Consider the following 15,931-nt stretch of genomic DNA (forward strand, 5'->3'; position numbering starts at 1 on the left):
GCGGACGGTTGGTGTCCCGGCGCGGTTACCCGCCGCGCTCATGTTGGGTTCCCCCCTCCGGCATGATGCGCGGTCTTTTTTTATGCGCTGTTCATCACTTCCCGGTGAATGCGGCCTGCGATTTCGACAGGAACGCTTTCATTCCGATTTTCTGGTCCTCGCTGCCGAAGAGGGCGGCGAACGCCTGGGCTTCCAGCTCGTTGGCGGCGGCCAGGTCGAGGCTCTCGCCGCGCAGGAGGACGCGCTTGGCGGCGGCGACGGCGAGCGGCCCGCGCGAGGCGATCTTGAGGGCGGTCTCGCGGGCGCGCGCGAGGAGCTCGGCGGCCGGGAAGACGGCGTTGACGAGCCCGATGGCGAGCCCCTGTTCGGCGGTGATCATGTCTCCTGAATAGACGAGCTCGCGGGCGCGGCCGACGCCGACCCGGCGCAGCAATCGCTGGGTCCCGCCGAACCCCGGGATGACGCCCAGGTTCACCTCGGGCTGCCCGAGCCTGGCGCCTTCCGCCGCGTAGATGAAGTCGCACGCGAGGGCGAGCTCGCACCCGCCGCCCAGCGCGAAGCCGTTCACGGCGGCGATCACCGGGAACGGCGCCGTTTCGATGAGGTCGGCGAGCCGGTGTCCCGCGTCGGCGAACCGCTTCGCGGCGATGCTGTTCATGGACGCCATCTCGGCGATATCGGCGCCCGCGACGAACGCCTTGCCGGCGCCGGTGAGCACGGCCGCGCGGACCTCGCCGCCCTCGGCGGGCGCGAGGAGCTCCTGGAAGGCGGCGGTGAGGTCGCCGAGCACGGCGGGGTTCAGGGCGTTGAGCTTGTCGGGCCGCTGGATCGTCACGGTGGCGACGTGCCCCGCGCGCTCGACGGCGACGAACTGGAGGGCACCGCGAGCAGGGACCCCCGGCTGCTGTTCTTGAGCGGTCATGACCGGTGGTTAGCAGCGCGCCGCGCCGGGGGGAAGCGCGGCCGAGCGCCGCGGGAGGCGCCGTGATGTGCCCGCCCGGGGCTGCTATGCTGAGGACCGTGGCTGACGCGACGAGCGAGCGAGCCGGCGGGCCTGGTACCGCTGCTCATCGCTCCGAGGACACGAGTCCTGGCGCGCGGAAGGCCCTTGTTTTTTGGCAGGAGGGGGCCCGTCAACCATTCTGCGGTACTGCCATCTCTGCTGGGATCGCTCGAATCTCGGCCACAGATCTTCCCCGACCGCGTCATCCGCTGATCTGGGGTGGCCGAGGCAGTTATTGCCAACCCCCAACCCCCCACCGCTCCTCAGAGAGAGCCAGCGGGGGAGGGGGTGCCGCGCGGGGGGCCGGCGGGGTAGGGCCCCACAAACCCGAGCGCCGGCCCGCTCCGTGCGACGCCCTCCCGGACCGACCCACCCTTTCCCACGGCAATAGCCCCCCAAAAGGCGCGAGTTTGTGGGAGGGGCCCCCGCCGGCCCCCCGCGCGGCACCCCCTCCCCCGCTGGCTCCGCTGCAGGATCCTACACCGCCCGCCCCGTCTTCTGCCCCTTGTCGTCGTACACGTAGAACCCCCGCCCGCTCTTCTTCCCGTACCACCCCGCCGCCACCAGGTTCCGCAGCAGCGTGGGCGCCCGGTACTTCGAGTCCCCGAACTCCCGGTGCAGCACCTCCGCGATCGACAGCACCGTGTCGAGCCCGATCAGGTCCGCCAGCTCGAGCGGCCCCATCGGGTGGTTCAGCCCGAGCCGCGCCCCCGCGTCGATGTCCTCCGGCGTCGACAGCCCCTCCTGGAGCGCGAAGCACGCCTCGTTGAGGAACGGGATCAGCATCCGGTTCACGATGAACCCCGGCTGGTCCTTCGACGTGATCACCGTCTTGCCGAGCCCCACCGCGAGCGCCCGGACGGCCTCGTACGTCGCGTCCGACGTCTGCACCCCGCGGACGAGCTCGACCAGCTTCATCAGGGGCACCGGGTTCATGAAGTGCATGCCGATGACCAGCTCAGGCCGGCTGGTCACCGCCGCGAGCCGCGTGATCGAGATCGACGACGTGTTCGACGCCAGGATCGCCCCCTTCGGCATCGCCGCGTCGGCGAGCTTGAAAATGCCGCTCTTGACGTCGAAGCTCTCGGTCACCGCCTCGACCGCCAGGTCGACCTCCGACAGCCCCGCGATGCCGTCGGCCACCGCGACGCGGCCGAGGAGCGCCTCCCGCGCCTCCGCGGCCATCTTGCCCTTCTCCACCTGCTTCGCGAGGATCGCGGCGATCTGGGCCTTGCCCGACTCGGCCAGCGACCTAGAGACGTCGCACAGGACCACCTCGAGGCCCGCGGCCGCGGCGACCTGGGCGATGCCTCGCCCCATCTGGCCCGCGCCGATCACCCCGAAGCGCTTGATCGTCGTAGCTTCCATGGCCGCGGTTGATAGCCGAAGCCGCGAGCGCGGTGAACCGCCGATCCCGCCGATCCGGCGCCCCGCGGCCGGCGGACGTCCCCGGCGCAGAAGCGCGCGAAAGCTTCGCCCGCGCTTCCCGACCCGCGGGGGCGAGGATCCTTGAAACCGTGTCGTCCGCCCGGCTATCTTCGGCCGGCCCGTGAACGGACCGGACCGAATTCGCGAGGTCCGCGGAGAGACGATGAGCGTTGAGACGATTCGGATGGCCCTTGGGCGCCTGCAGGATGAGCCTGAAAACGAGGCGGCCTGGAACGAGCTCGCGGAGGCCGTGACCGCTCCGAGCAACGGCGCGGGCGCCGGGGACGTCGAGCGCCTGCTCGGCGCGGCGCGCGCGCGGCACGAGCAGCGGCACGAGTGGCAAGCCGTCGCCCGGCTCCTCGAGCTGGAGATCGCCCTCGCCGCCGGGAGCGCCGTCGAGGGCGCGATGCAGGCGGAGCTCGCCCGCGTCTACCACGAGGAGCTCATCGACGTGGACCGCGCCGCGGCCGCCTACAAGCGGCTGCTCGAGCTGCGCCCCGACGACGACGCCGCCGCCGAGGCGCTCGAGACCGACGCCTCGAAGCGCGAGCGGTGGCGCGACCTCGTCGACCGGTACGTGGCCGAGGCCGAGGGCGCGACCGACGGCGCCTTCAAGAGCGCGCTGTTCACGAGCGCCGCCGACATCGGCTACCGCTACGGCCGCGCCGAGCTCGGCGAGAGGATCGCCGAGCTCCTCCAGCTCGCCCTCGAGCTCGACCCCAGGAACCGCCGCGCCGCGAGCCTCGCGGAGATCGCCTTCTCCGCCGCGGGCGACTACGAGGCGGTGGTCCGCGTCCAGACGCTCGTCAAGGCCGAGGCCCAGCTCAAGGAGGACCGCATCGCCGCGGGCCTCCGCGCGGCGCGCACCATCCGGACCCACCTGAGCGACCCGGCGCGCTCGGTCGCGGCCTACGAGGAGGTGCTCGACCTCTCGCCCGGCCAGCCCGAGGCGCTCTCGTTCCTCGCCGAGGCGTACTCCGCCGCGGGCGACTGGGATCGCCTCGTCGCCCTCTACGAGGACCAGCTCCGCAGCGGCGGCGTCAAGCCCGGCGAGGAGCTCGGCATGCTCGTGCAGATCGCCATGGTCCACTGGCGCATGCGCGGCCAGCCTCAGGCGGCGGAGCCGTACTTCGACCGCGTGCGCCGCGCCGAGCCCGCGCACGCCGGCATGCTCAACTTCTACCGCGAGGTCCTGGAGCAGCGCGGCGACAAGCCGCGGCTCACGACGATCCTGACCGACGCGCAGCGCGCCCTGCCCGACGGCGCCGAGAAGCGCGCCATCGCCACCGAGCTCGCGCGCCTCGCCGAGTCGCAGGAGAACGCCGCCAAGGCGATCGAGCAGTACAAGTCGGTGCTCCGGACCGACCCGGAGAACCGCCAGGCGCGCGACGCCCTGAAGCGCCTCTACCTCCAGACCGAGGGGTACAACGCCCTCGTCGAGCTCCACCGGCAGGACCTCGAGCGCACGCCGGCCGACGACGTCGCCGGCCGGGTCGCGGTGCTCCGCGACATCGCCGGGATCTACCGCGACCGCGCCAAGAACGACGCGGCGCTCGTCACGGTGCTCACCCAGATCGTCCAGCTCGACGACAAGGACGTCGACGCCGTGCGGGAGCTCACCCGCATCTACGAGGCGCTCGGGCGCTGGCGCGACCTGCTCTCGTACCAGCAGCGCCTCGCCGAGCTGACCGAGAGCCGCGCCGAGAAGGCGGGGCTCTACCGCGCGGTCGCGCGGCGCTGGTTCGACCAGTTCTCGAACGTGCAGAACGCCATCGCCGCGTACGAGGCGCTGCTCACGGTCGAGCCGATCGACGAGGAGGCGCAGCAGAAGCTCCGCGAGCTCTACCTCAAGCGGCGCGCCTGGCCGCAGCTCTACTCGCTCTACGAGCGCAAGCTCGAGAGCGCCGAGGGCGCCGCCAAGATCGAGCTGCTCGGCGAGATGGCCAAGCTCGCCGCCGAGCGGCTCGACCGCGGCGCGGACGCGATCGCGCTGCAGAAGCGGATCCTCGAGCTCGATCCGAGCGCCCCCGGCGTGCTCGACGCGCTGGAGAAGCAGGCCGAGCGCGAGAAGGACTTCGCCACGGTCGCCGAGGTGCTGGAGCGGCGCGTCGACCTCGCGGCCGACGACGCGGCGCGGCTCGTCTCGCTGCAGAAGCTCGGGGCGGTGTACGCCGAGCGCCTCAAGGATCCGGCCGCGGCGGCGCGGACGTGGCGGCGCGTGCTCACGCTCTCGCCGGGGCACGCGCGCGCGCTCCGCGTCCTGCGCGACGCGTACTTCGCCGCGGGCGACTGGGACGGGCTCGAGGAGCTCTACGCCTCGCAGAACGACTGGGAGGGCCTCGTCGACTTCCTCTCGGGCGCGGCGGACAAGGCGACCGATCCGGCCACGAAGCTCGACATCTCGTTCCGCGCGGCGCGGATCTTCGAGGAGCAGCTCAAGGCGCCCGAGCGCGCGGCGCGCTCGTACGAGCGCGTGCTCAGCGTGTCGCCGAAGGACTCGCGCGCCGCGGCGGCGCTCGTGCCGATCTACGAGGAGGAGGAGAAGTGGGCCCGGCTGCCGGCGCTCTACGAGATCCTCCTCGACGCGACGGACGACGCCGAGGCGCAGGTCGGCATGCTGCGCAAGCTCGCGGCGGTGACGGGCGGCCCGCTCTCGGACAAGCCGAGCGCGCTCGGGTACGCGCGCCGCGCCTACGAGCTCAGGCCGGACGAGGAGGGGCTCGACCTGCTCGAGGCCTGGTCGCGGGCGGCGGGCTCCTGGGCGCCGTTCGTCGAGGCGGTCGAGGGCCGGCTCCGGACGGCGACGTTCCTCCCGACCGACGTGCAGCGCACGCTCCGGCTGAAGCTCGCCGAGGTGTACGCGCGCGAGATGGGCAAGCTCGACGAGGCGGTGACCGTCTACCGCGGCCTCGTCCAGGACGACCCGTCCGACGACAGCACGGTGCGGGCGCTCGACGCGCTCCTCCGCGCGAACGAGCGGCAGGAGGACCTGCGGTGGCTCTTCGACCTCCGGGCGAGCCAGGTCGAGGGCGAGGAGCGCGCCGAGATCCTCGAGGAGTGGGCGACGCTCGAGGAGGAGGTCTTCGGCGACCCGGCGAAGGCGATCGAGCTGCTGCGCAAGGTCATCGCGCTCACGCCCGGGCGCGTCGACGCGCTGCGGGTGCTCTCGCGCCTGCTCATCGCCGCGGGCGAGTACGAGGCGGCGGCCGAGATCGTGGCCACGCACCGCGACGTCAGCGACGGCGACGAGCGGGCGCGGCGCGAGATCGAGCTCGCGGGGCTCTACCTGGACCGGCTGGACCGGCCGGCGGACGCCTTCGAGGCCGCGGTGCGCGCGCTCGACCTGACGGCGCACGACCCGGACGCGATCGCCGTCCTCTCGCGGCTCGTCGAGCGCCCGGAGACCCGCGTGCGCGCGGCCCGGGTGCTCGCGATCGAGTACGCCGAGACCGGCAACCACCGGCGCGAGGCCATGGCCCTGCGGGTGATCCTCGAGGCGGAGCGCGATCCGGCGCGGCGGCGCGAGCTCTACGTCACGCTCGCGAACGTCGAGGAGACGAAGCTGCACGCGGCAGGGACGGCGTTCGACGCGCTGCTCCGGGCGCTGCACGAGTTCTCGGACGACCTCGAGCTCTGGGACCGCGCCGCGGAGCTGTCGCGGCGCGCGGGCCGGCCGACCGATCTGGCGGAGGCCTACCGGGTGCACCTCGTCGCGGGGCGCACCGAGGGCGACAAGGTGCTCGGGAGCGCCGTGGAGGTCGAGCTCTGCGAGCGCGCGGCGAGCCTGCACGACGAGCAGCTCGGCGACCCCGAGGGCGCGCGGCCGTACCTCGAGCGGGTGCTGAACCTCGACCCGAACAACCACCGCGCCTTCGAGCGGCTGAAGCAGATCCTGACCGCGGCGGAGCGCTGGGGCGAGCTCGAGGAGCTCTACGACCGCGCCGCGAAGGGCACGACCGACCAGGCCGAGCGCATCGAGCTGCTCAACGAGGTGGCGCTGATCGCCGAGGAGATCATCGGCGACGCGGCCAAGGCCATCGGCTACTACGAGCGCATCCTCGAGCTCGACCCGTTCTACACGGCGGCGCTCGACTCGCTCGAGAAGCTCTACGAGCGCGAGGGGCGCTTCCGCGACCTCGCGGCGCTCCTCGAGCAGCGCCTGAAGACGGCGACCGAGTCGGAGAGCGTGGAGATGAAGCTGTCGCTCGGCAGCATCTACCTCGACCGGCTCCACGAGCCCGAGGGGGCGCTCGGCCACCTCGAGGACGTGCTCCGGATCCGGCAGAACGACCCGAAGGCGCGCGAGCTGGTCGAGCGGCTGCTCGACATCGGGGCGCTCCGGCTCCGGGCGGCGCGCGTGCTCGAGGCGGTGTACGAGGCGCGCGATGAGATCCGGCAGCTCGTGCGGGTCCTCGAGATCCGGCGCGAGGGGGCGGAGACCGAGTCGGAGCGGCGCGAGCTGCTCCGCCGGGTCAGCGTGCTCCAGGACGAGCGGCTCAAGGACGACGCCGGCGCGTTCGCCAGCCTGTCGGAGCTCCTGCCGCTCGAGCCGGAGGACCTCGCGGCGCGCGAGCGGCTCATCGAGATCGGCCGCCGCCTCGGCGAGCACGAGCAGGTCGCCGAGGTGCTCACGGCGGCCGCGGACGCGTGCGGGACGCCCTCGATCCGCGGCGAAATCCTGATGGAAGTCGCGAGGATCTGCGAGGACCTGCTCGGCGACGCCGACCGGGCCGAGAAGGTCTACCGGCGCGTGCTCGCCATCGACCCGACCGATCCGGCGCTGGTCATCCCGGCGGCGCAGGCGCTCGGCCGGATCTACGCGGCGAAGGAGCAGCACCAGGCGCTCGCGGGCGTGCTCGCGATCGAGGTGCGCCTCGAGGAGGACGCCGAGACGCGGCGGTCGCTCTACGAGCGCATCGGCACCCTGTACGAGACGGTGCTCGACGACCCGGCCAAGGCGATCGAGGCGTGGCAGGCGCGGCTCGGCGACGACAGCGCCGACGTGGCGGCGCTCGCGGCGCTCGAGCGGCTCTACGAGCGGACGTCGCAGTGGCGCGAGCTCGTCGGCGTGCTCCGGGCGCGGGAGCAGTCGACCGCGGACGGGGAGGAGCGGCGGCGCGCCATGACGAAGGCGGCCGAGACGCTCGCGCAGAAGCTCGCGGACGTGCCCGAGGCGATCAACGCCTGGCGCGCGGTGCTCGACGAGTTCGGCCCGGAGCGCCCGACCCTCGCGGCCCTCGAGGAGCTCTACGAGCTCGACGAGCGCTGGGTCGACCTCGCCGAGACGCTGGAGACGGACCTCTCCCTCGCGGTGGAGACGCCCGCCCGGCTCGACCTCCTGGCGCGGCTCGGCGACGTGCGGCGGCTGCACCAGGCCGACGCGACGGGGGCGCTGGAGGCGTACCGCCAGGCGCTCTCGCTCGACCCGTCGAACGCGCGCTGCCGCGCGGCCCTCGAGGCGATGCTCGAGCGCGAGGACGCGCGGCGCGACGCGGCCGAGACGCTCGAGCCGCTCTACGAGGCGGACGGCGACGCCGAGCGCCTCCTCCGGGTGCTCGAGATCAAGGTCGAGACGTCGGACCTCCCGAGCGAGCGGCTCGACACGCTGCAGAAGGCGCTCCGCACCGCGGAGGGGCCGCTCGGCGACACGTCGCGGGCGTTCGGCTACGCGCTCCGCGGCGTGCGCGAGGCGGCCGGCGAGCCCGACGTGACCACCTGGATCTCGACGGTCGAGCGGCTCGGCGAGGCCACCGGGCGGTGGTCCGAGGTGTGCGAGCTGTTCCAGCGCATCGCGCCGGACATCCTCGACGGCGACGTGCAGCAGAACGTCCGGCTCCGGGTCGGCGAGCTCGCGCGGCACAAGCTCGGCGACCGCGAGCTCGCGGTCGAGCAGTACAAGAAGGCGCTCGAGGCCCGCGGCGATGACCGGCGGGCGATGATCGCCCTCGAGGAGCTCTACGGCGAGGCGAACGACGCGGGCCGGCTGCTCGAGATCCTGAAGCTCCGGGTCGAGAACGCCGAGGGCGACGAGGAGAAGACGGGGCTCCTGTTCCGGATCGCCGAGCTCGAGCGGGGCCCGCTCGCGGACCCGGCCGCGGCGATCGCGACGTACGAGACGATCCTCGACATCGCGCTCCACCCGGACGCCATCGCGGCGCTGGACAGCCTCTACCGCGAGGCCGGGCGCTTCGAGGACCTCATCCGGCTCTACGAGCGGCAGCTCGACGTGCGCGCCGGCGACCTCGCCGAGCTGCACGTCAAGATCGCGCTGGTCGCGCACCGGCACACGGGCGACCTGCAGAGGGCGTTCGACGAGCTCTCCGAGGCGCTGCTCATCGATCCGGCGCACGAGGGCGCCGTCTCGCTGCTCGAGGCGATCCTCGAGGGCTCGGCCGAGGCCGAGCACCGGGCGCGCGCGGGCGAGATGCTCGAGCCGGTGTACCTGCGCCGGGCGGACTGGAACCGGGTGAAGATCGCGCTCGAGGCGCGCCTCGCCGCGAGCCAGGACCCGGTCGAGCGCCGCGACCTCCTGCAGCGCCTCGCGACGCTGCACGAGGAGCAGCTCGAGGACTACCGCGCCGCCCTGGAGACCGTGGCGAAGCTCCTCCACGAGGACCTCACGGACGAGGGCGTCTGGGCGGAGCTCGAGCGGCTCGCGAAGGTCGCGAGCGCCGAGCGCCGGCTCGCGGAGATCTACGCGGCGGAGCTCGGCGAGCTCACCTCGGACGACGCGTCGAGCGCGAAGCTCAGCCGGCGCACCGGCGAGCTCTACGCCGAGCTCGGCGACGTGACCGACGCGCTGAAGTGGTACCGGCGCGCGCACGAGTTCGAGCCGGACTCGCGCGAGCTGTTCGACGCGATCGACCGGCTCCTCATCAAGGAGGGCCGCCACGCCGAGCGCATCGAGCTCTACCGCGCGGCGCTCGACTACCGGAAGGACGAGGACCGGCTCGACGCCCTGCACACGATCGCGCGCCTGGAGCGGACGGAGCTCCGCGAGCCGGCGCGCGCGATCGAGACGTACCGGGCGGCGCTGGACGTCGACGAGGACGACGCCAGGGCGCTCGACGCGCTGACCGAGCTCTACCGCGAGCTCGACCGGCCGCGCGACCTCGCCGATCTCTACCTGCGCCGCGCCGAGGCGGCCCCGAACGGCGAGCGCGCGGCGCCCTACCGGCTCGCGCTGGCGGAGCTCCTGCGCACGCGCCTCGACGACACCGCGGGCGCGATCGATCAGCTCGAGGCGATCGTCGGCGAGGTGCCGACGCACGCCGAGGCGATCCGGGCGCTCGAGGCGCTCATCCAGGATCCGCAGCACAAGGCGCGGGTCGTCGAGATCCTGCGGCCGCTCTACGAGGGGGCGGACGACTGGCGGCAGCTCATCCGGCTCAACGAGGAGCGGTTCGGCCTCGCGACGGACGCGCGCGAGAAGGTCGCGGTGCTCCGCGAGACGGCGAAGCTCTGGGAGACGCGGGGCGACGACGAGCTGCGCGCCTTCGACGCGACCCGGTCGGCGTTCAGCCTCGATCCGGACGACGGCGAGACGCGCGGCGAGCTCGAGCGGCTCGCCGAGCAGCTCGGCGCCTGGGAGGAGCTCGCTGAGAGCCTCGAGGGGGGCGTGACGATCACGTCCGACGAGCTCACGAAGCGCGAGCTGCTCTCGTCGCTGGCCAGGGTCTACGACACGCGCGTGGACGACCCGCGCCGGGCGCTCCGCGCCTACTCGCGGCTGTCCGCGCTCGACCCGAGCGACCCCGAGCCGCTCGAGCAGATGGACACGCTCGCCGTGCTCCTCAGCGACTGGGACACGCTCATCGCCGTCCTCGAGAAGAAGAGCGAGATGGCGTCGGACGAGGAGAACGCCTCGATCTGCCGGCGCATCGCCGAGACCAAGCTCGAGATGCTCGAGGACACCGAGGGCGCGATCCAGGCGTACGAGCGGGCGCTCGAGCTCGATCCCGAGAGCGCGATGACCATCGACGCGCTCATCGAGCTGCACGAGCCGCGCGGCGCCGCGAGCCGGCTGGTGGAGCTCTACGGCCGCCGCGTCGAGCTCGCGGGCCCCGACGAGGAGGAGCTGCGCTACGACCTCAACGTGCGCGCCGCCGAGCGCTACGAGAGGGACCTCTCGAGCCCGCGCGACGCGATCACCGCGCTGAACGCGGCGCTCGACGCGAAGCCCGGCGACCCGGCGGTGCTCTCCGCGCTGGAGCGGCTCTACCGGGCCGAGCGGATGTGGGACGAGCTCCTCTCGAACCTCACGCTCCAGGCGAGCGCCGCCGCGGACAGGGATGCGCGCATCAAGCTGCGGACGGCGATCGGCGACCTCTACGCGGGGGAGCTCGAGAGCCCGAGCGACGCGATCGAGCAGTACCGGCTCGTCCTCGACGAGGATCCGGTGAACGACCACGCCATCCGGGCGGTCCGCTCCATCGGCGAGGGCCGCGAGGAGCTGCGCCTCGACGCCGCCCAGGTGCTCGAGCCCGTCCTGCGCGCGGCCGGCCGCCACGAGGAGCTCGCGGCCGCGCTCGAGCTGCGCCTCCGCGCGCAGACCGAGCCGGCCGACCGCGCCGAGACGCTGCGGGCGATCGCGGCGGTGCAGGACGTGCAGCTCGGCCGGCCGATCGAGGCGGAGCAGGCGCTGCTCCGCGCCCTCGAGGACGCGCCGGACGACGCGTCGCTGCACGGCGAGATCGAGCGGCTGGCGGAGCGCACGGACGGCTTCGGTCGCTACTGCGACGCGCTCGCGCAGCGGGCCGCGTCCACGTTCGACGCGACGATCGCGAAGGACCTGTTCCTCCGGATCGGCCGCATCGCCGAGGAGAAGCTCAGGGACGACCGGCGCAGCGCCCAGGCCTACGCCAAGGCCGTCGAGCACGCCGGCGACACGCCGGAGCTCCTCGAGGCGCTCGACCGGCTGTACGGCCGGCTCGGCGACGAGAAGGCGCTCGCGGACGTGCTCGAGCGGCGCGTCGCGGTCACGCCCGGCGATCGCGACCAGGCGGACCTCTTCTACCGGCTCGCGGTGATCCAGATCGAGTCGTTCGGCGACAAGTCGCAGGGGCTGAACACCCTGCGGCAGGCGCTCGATCGCGCGGTCGATCACGAGCGGGCGAGCGCCGCGCTCGAGGCGCTCACCGAGGATCCGGCGCTCTTCGACGAGGCGGCCGAGGCGCTCGAGGGCGTCTACCGCACGCGGGGCGACAACGCCGCCCTGGCGCGCCTCTACGAGAAGCGCATCCGCTTCGCGCCGACCGGCGTCGAGCGGATCCGGATGCGCCTCGACCTGGCCAAGGTGCTCGAGGTGCGCTCGAACGACCCGCGCGCGGCGCTGGAGACCCTCGAGAAGGCGCTCGCCGACGACCCGTCGGACCCGGACGTGCTCGGCGAGATCGAGCGCCTCGCCCCGCTGACGGGCGGCTGGGCGAGCGCCGCGGCCGCCCTGGAGCGGGCGGTGCGGGCCGGGGCCGATCTCGACGGCGACACGGCGCGCGACCTCTGGATGCGCATCGCCGAGTGGCAGAAGAACAAGGTCGGCGACGCGAAGGCCGCCGAGGCGGCGTACGAGGCGGCGCTCACGCACGATCCCACGAGCGAGCACATCCTGCGCTCGATCGAGGAGCTCCAGCGGGCGCCGGGGCGCGAGCGCGACCTCATCGGCACGCTCCGGCGGATCGCGGCCCTCGACGGCATGGAGGGGACCGCGGGCGAGCTCCGGCGCGAGGCCAAGGAGCTCGCGGAGCGCGCGCTGGGCGACCGGGAGCTCGTCGAGGCGATCCTGCGCGAGATGATCGCGGCGGACGAGGGCGACACCTGGGCGCTCGCCGAGCTCACGAAGGTGCGGGAGGCTGCGGGCGACCACAAGGAGGTCTTCCGGCTGCTCGTGCGGCAGTCCGAGCTCTACGCCGAGGCCGAGCGCATCCGCGACGCGCGGCACGCCGCGGCGGCGGTCGCGCGCGAGCGGCTCGGCGACGAAGCGGCGGCGATCGAGCTCTACGAGACGCTCTTCGAGGCGGATCCGGCCGACGCGCGCGCGGCGACGGCGCTGCGCGAGCTCTACGCGAAGGCCGGCAAGCACAAGGAGCTGCTCGCGCTGCTCGAGCGCCTCACCGACCTCGCCGAGTCCCCCGAGGCCCGGTCGGCGCTGCGCCTGGAGAGCGCCGAGATCTGCCTGTCGCGGCTCGACGCCGTGAGCGAGGCGACCGAGCACCTGCGCGCGGTCCTCGACGAGCAGCCCGACAACGAGAAGGCGACGGTCCTGCTCGCGCAGCTCCTCGAGAAGACCGGCCGCGATCAGGAGCTGTCGGACCTGTTCGTGACGCAGATCGAGCGCGCGAAGGACCGCGGCGACGTCGCGGCGGAGCTGTCGTACAGCGTACGCCTCGGCGAGGTCTACGAGACCCGGCTGAACGACACGGCGCGGGCGATCGAGACCTACCGCGCGGTGCTCGAGCGCGAGCCGCGCCACCCCGGCGCGCTCCTCGCGCTGGCCCGGCTGCACGAGCAGCGCGGCGAGAAGGCCGAGGCGGCGCAGCGGCTCGAGGTGATCCTCGAGGACGCGGCCGGCCCGGAGGCGGTGAGCACGGCGCTCCGGCTCGCCGACCTGCACCGCTCCCTCGGCGACGAGGGCGCGGTCCGGCGGGTGCTCGAGCGGGGCCTCGCGGCGGACGGGTCGGCGCAGGACATCCGGAAGCAGCTCCTCGCCCTCTACGAGAAGCAGCAGGCCTTCACCGAGCTCGCCGACCTCATCACCGGCGACGCGGAGACGGCGACGCAGCCGGCCGAGAAGGTGGCGCTCTACCGCAAGGCGGCCGGCATCCACCTGACGAAGCGGAACGATCCCGGCCGCGCCGCCGACCTCCTGGTCAAGGCCACCGAGCTCGTCCCGGGCGATCGCGAGCTCCTGCTCGCGCTGTGCGACGCCTACAGCGCCTCGGGCCGCGGCCAGAAGGCGGCCGAGGCGCTCCAGCAGATCGTCGAGTCCTACGGCGGTCGCCGCTCGAAGGACCTCGCGGCGATCCACCACCGCCTCGCCAAGGCCTACCTGGCCGAGGGGCAGCGGGACCGGGCGCTCGCCGAGCTCGACGTCGCGTTCAAGATCGACCCGGGCTCGATCGCCATCCTCCGCGATCTCGGCGTGCTCGCGCTGGAGCTGTCGGAGTCGAGCGAGGACGCGGCGGCGAAGGCGGCGCACATCGATCGCGCGCAGAAGACCTTCCGCGCCCTGCTCCTGCAGAAGCTCGACGAGGGCGCGCCGATCAGCAAGGGCGAGGTCTTCTATTACCTCGGCGTCATCAGCCACCGTCAGAGCGACGACAAGAAGGCGATCCAGATGCTGGAGCGCGCGCTCGACAACGACAGGGACTTCGCCCCCGCGAAGGAGCTCCTGGCGCAGCTCAAGAAGTGACGTAATCTCGCCGTGTGACGCGGCTTGTCAGCATCGACGGTGTCGTCTTCCCGCCGGAGGAAGCCAGGGTCTCTGTCTACGACCGTGGCTTCCTCTACGGCGATAGCGTCTTCGAGACCATCCGCACCTACGGCGGCGAGCCGTTCGCCCTGGGGGAGCACCTCGCCCGCCTCGAGCGCTCGGCCGAGCGGATCGCGATCGCCCTGCCGATCCCGCGCGACGAGCTCGAGCGCGAGGTGCGCGCGCTGATCCGGGCCGCCCACACGGCCGGGGGCGCCGGCGCGGCGGCGGGCTCGTCCGGCGCTGCTGCCGCGGCCGCTTCGCCGGTCGAGAGCTACGTCCGCGTGATGCTGACCCGCGGCAGCGGTCCGCTCGGGCTCGATCCCGCGCTCGCGGGCGCGCCCCTCCGCGTCGTCCTCGTCGAGCCGCTGAAGCCGCTGCCGGGCGCGCTCTACCGCGACGGGATCGCGGTCGTCACGACCCGCACCCAGCGGGCCGGCGACGCGGCGCCCGGGGCGAAGGTCTCGAACTACCTCGAGAGCCTGCTCGCCCTGCGGGAGGCGCGGGCCGCGGGGGCGCACGAGGCGCTCATCCTCGACCCGTCAGGCCACGTCGTCGAGGGGACGACGTCCAACGTCTTCCTCGTGGAGCGGCGGCCCCCGGCGCACGAGGGCGAGGAATGCCCCGGACCGGTGCTGATCACCCCGCCCAAGGAGGCGGGGATCCTGGTCGGCATCACCCGGGCCAACGTGATCGAGGTCGCGGACGAGCTCGGCATGCCCGCGTGCTGCGAGCCCGTCACCATGTCCCGGCTCCTCGCCGCCGAGGAGGTGTTCATCACCTCGAGCCTTCGCGAGATCGTCCCGGTCGTCCGCGTGGACGCGCACCCCATCGGCGCGGGCGTTCCCGGCCCGCAGACTCGCGCGCTACACGCCGCTTTCCGCAAGAAGGTGGGTCTCGGTGCGGCACCTCTCCCCTGGGACGTACCTTGAGCCGCGCGCCCGACCCGACCGCGCCGGATTCTTGGATGGCCAGCGCGGCGCGCGCGTCCAAGTAGCAACCTGGCACGCTCCCTGCGCGGCCGGATGGGGCTCGGCCCTGGCCTGCCGTACACTCAGTCCGAGAGGAATCCATGATGAATCGCTCGCTTCGAATCGCCTGCTTCCTGATCTGCGCCGCGACCTCCGCGGCGACGGCCGGGTGCGCCGTGACCACCGGTGAGAACTCGATCACCGCCGAGACCCTCGTTCGCTACGAGGGCAGCGACGAGAGCGCGCGCGTCGAGTACCTCCCGACCCAGAGCATCCGCATCGTGAGCGACAACGGTGACGTCGAGGTCAGCACCGGGAACGTGAGCGACGTCGTTGTCACCTTCTCGCCGTTCACGATGCGCAAGAAGGACGAGAACAAGCTCGCGGTGGCGGAGATGGAGAACGATCTCCGGCTCTCCGCGATCGTCGATGGCGACGTCGTCATCTCGACCCAGACCACGTCGGGCGCCTCGGGGTACCTCGGCGCCGACATCCAGGTCGTCCTGCCCGCCGACTTCGACGGCGTGCTCCGCGTGGAGCAGGACAACGGCAGCGTCGACGTCGATCTCGACGGCGCCCCGTCCCGCGGCACCACGGTGCAGAGCGGCAACGGCAGCATCGATGTGGTCGGCGCGCGCGGCGCGCTCGACGTCTCCACCGACAACGGCAGCGTCTTCGTCGACGTCGACGCGTGGAGCGACTCGGATGGCTCGATCTCGAGCGGCAACGGCGCGCTCGAGCTCTCGGTGCCGGCCGGGGTGGACGGGACGATGACCGCGCAGACGCTCCTTGGCGACATCGTCGAGGAGGGCCTGCCCTCGACGTGGGCGACCGCCGAGAACGACGCCGGCACGTCGTACACGATGGGCGACGGCGACGGCGGCCACCTCACGCTCTTCACCGAGCTTGGTGACATCGCGATCCACGTGAAGTAGCGCCGCCAGCACAAAAGCGAGAGGCGAGCGCCGGGTTTCCCCCCGGGGCTCGCCTCTCTGCTTTTGTCTGCCGGCGCCGGCCGGGCCGGCATTCCGGATCACCGGCCCGTCGAGCCAGCGCCCCGGA

The 15,931-nt window shown here is 73.1% G+C and carries 5 protein-coding genes; 3 read left to right on the forward strand and 2 right to left on the reverse strand.

Annotated features, from left to right (window positions below; genetic code table 11):
• Nucleotides 1-94: 94 nt before the first annotated feature.
• Together WME96_RS01715 and WME96_RS01720 are read right to left on the reverse strand one after the other, a co-directional pair.
• Nucleotides 95-922, reverse strand: coding sequence for an enoyl-CoA hydratase/isomerase family protein (locus tag WME96_RS01715; protein WP_437288446.1), 828 nt, complete (start codon nt 920-922; stop codon nt 95-97).
• A gap of 558 nt (nt 923-1,480) precedes the next feature.
• Entirely contained in the window at nt 1,481-2,371 is an 891-nt protein-coding gene (locus WME96_RS01720) for a 3-hydroxyacyl-CoA dehydrogenase family protein (protein ID WP_061608627.1), read from the reverse strand.
• A gap of 244 nt (nt 2,372-2,615) precedes the next feature.
• Here WME96_RS01720 and WME96_RS01725 point away from each other — a divergent pair, with 244 nt between their 5' ends.
• The 3 genes from WME96_RS01725 to WME96_RS01735 all read left to right on the forward strand — a co-directional run bounded on the left by WME96_RS01725 (nt 2,616) and on the right by WME96_RS01735 (nt 15,804).
• Nucleotides 2,616-13,838: a tetratricopeptide repeat protein gene (locus WME96_RS01725; RefSeq protein ID WP_437288447.1), complete on the forward strand. Its 11,223-nt coding sequence runs from the start codon at nt 2,616-2,618 to the stop codon at nt 13,836-13,838.
• A 14-nt stretch (nt 13,839-13,852) separates the two neighbouring features.
• Complete coding sequence (locus WME96_RS01730; protein ID WP_437288448.1) at nt 13,853-14,830, forward strand: aminotransferase class IV; 978 nt, start codon at nt 13,853-13,855, stop codon at nt 14,828-14,830.
• 143 nt (nt 14,831-14,973) lie between these two features.
• On the forward strand, nt 14,974-15,804 hold the full coding sequence (locus WME96_RS01735) for a hypothetical protein (protein ID WP_437288449.1): 831 nt from the start codon (nt 14,974-14,976) through the stop codon (nt 15,802-15,804).
• The last annotated feature ends 127 nt before the right edge of the window (nt 15,805-15,931 follow it).

It is taken from the genome of Sorangium sp. So ce406, from assembly GCF_051474675.1.
GTDB lineage: Bacteria > Myxococcota_A > Polyangia > Polyangiales > Polyangiaceae > Sorangium > Sorangium cellulosum_G.

Coding starts and splice junctions, on each gene's coding strand:
- WME96_RS01715 (WP_437288446.1), bottom strand. CDS start 922: ATGACCGCTCAAGAACAGCAGCCGGGGGTCCCTGCTCGCGGTGCCCTC.
- WME96_RS01720 (WP_061608627.1), bottom strand. CDS start 2,371: ATGGAAGCTACGACGATCAAGCGCTTCGGGGTGATCGGCGCGGGCCAG.
- WME96_RS01725 (WP_437288447.1), top strand. CDS start 2,616: ATGGCCCTTGGGCGCCTGCAGGATGAGCCTGAAAACGAGGCGGCCTGG.
- WME96_RS01735 (WP_437288449.1), top strand. CDS start 14,974: ATGAATCGCTCGCTTCGAATCGCCTGCTTCCTGATCTGCGCCGCGACC.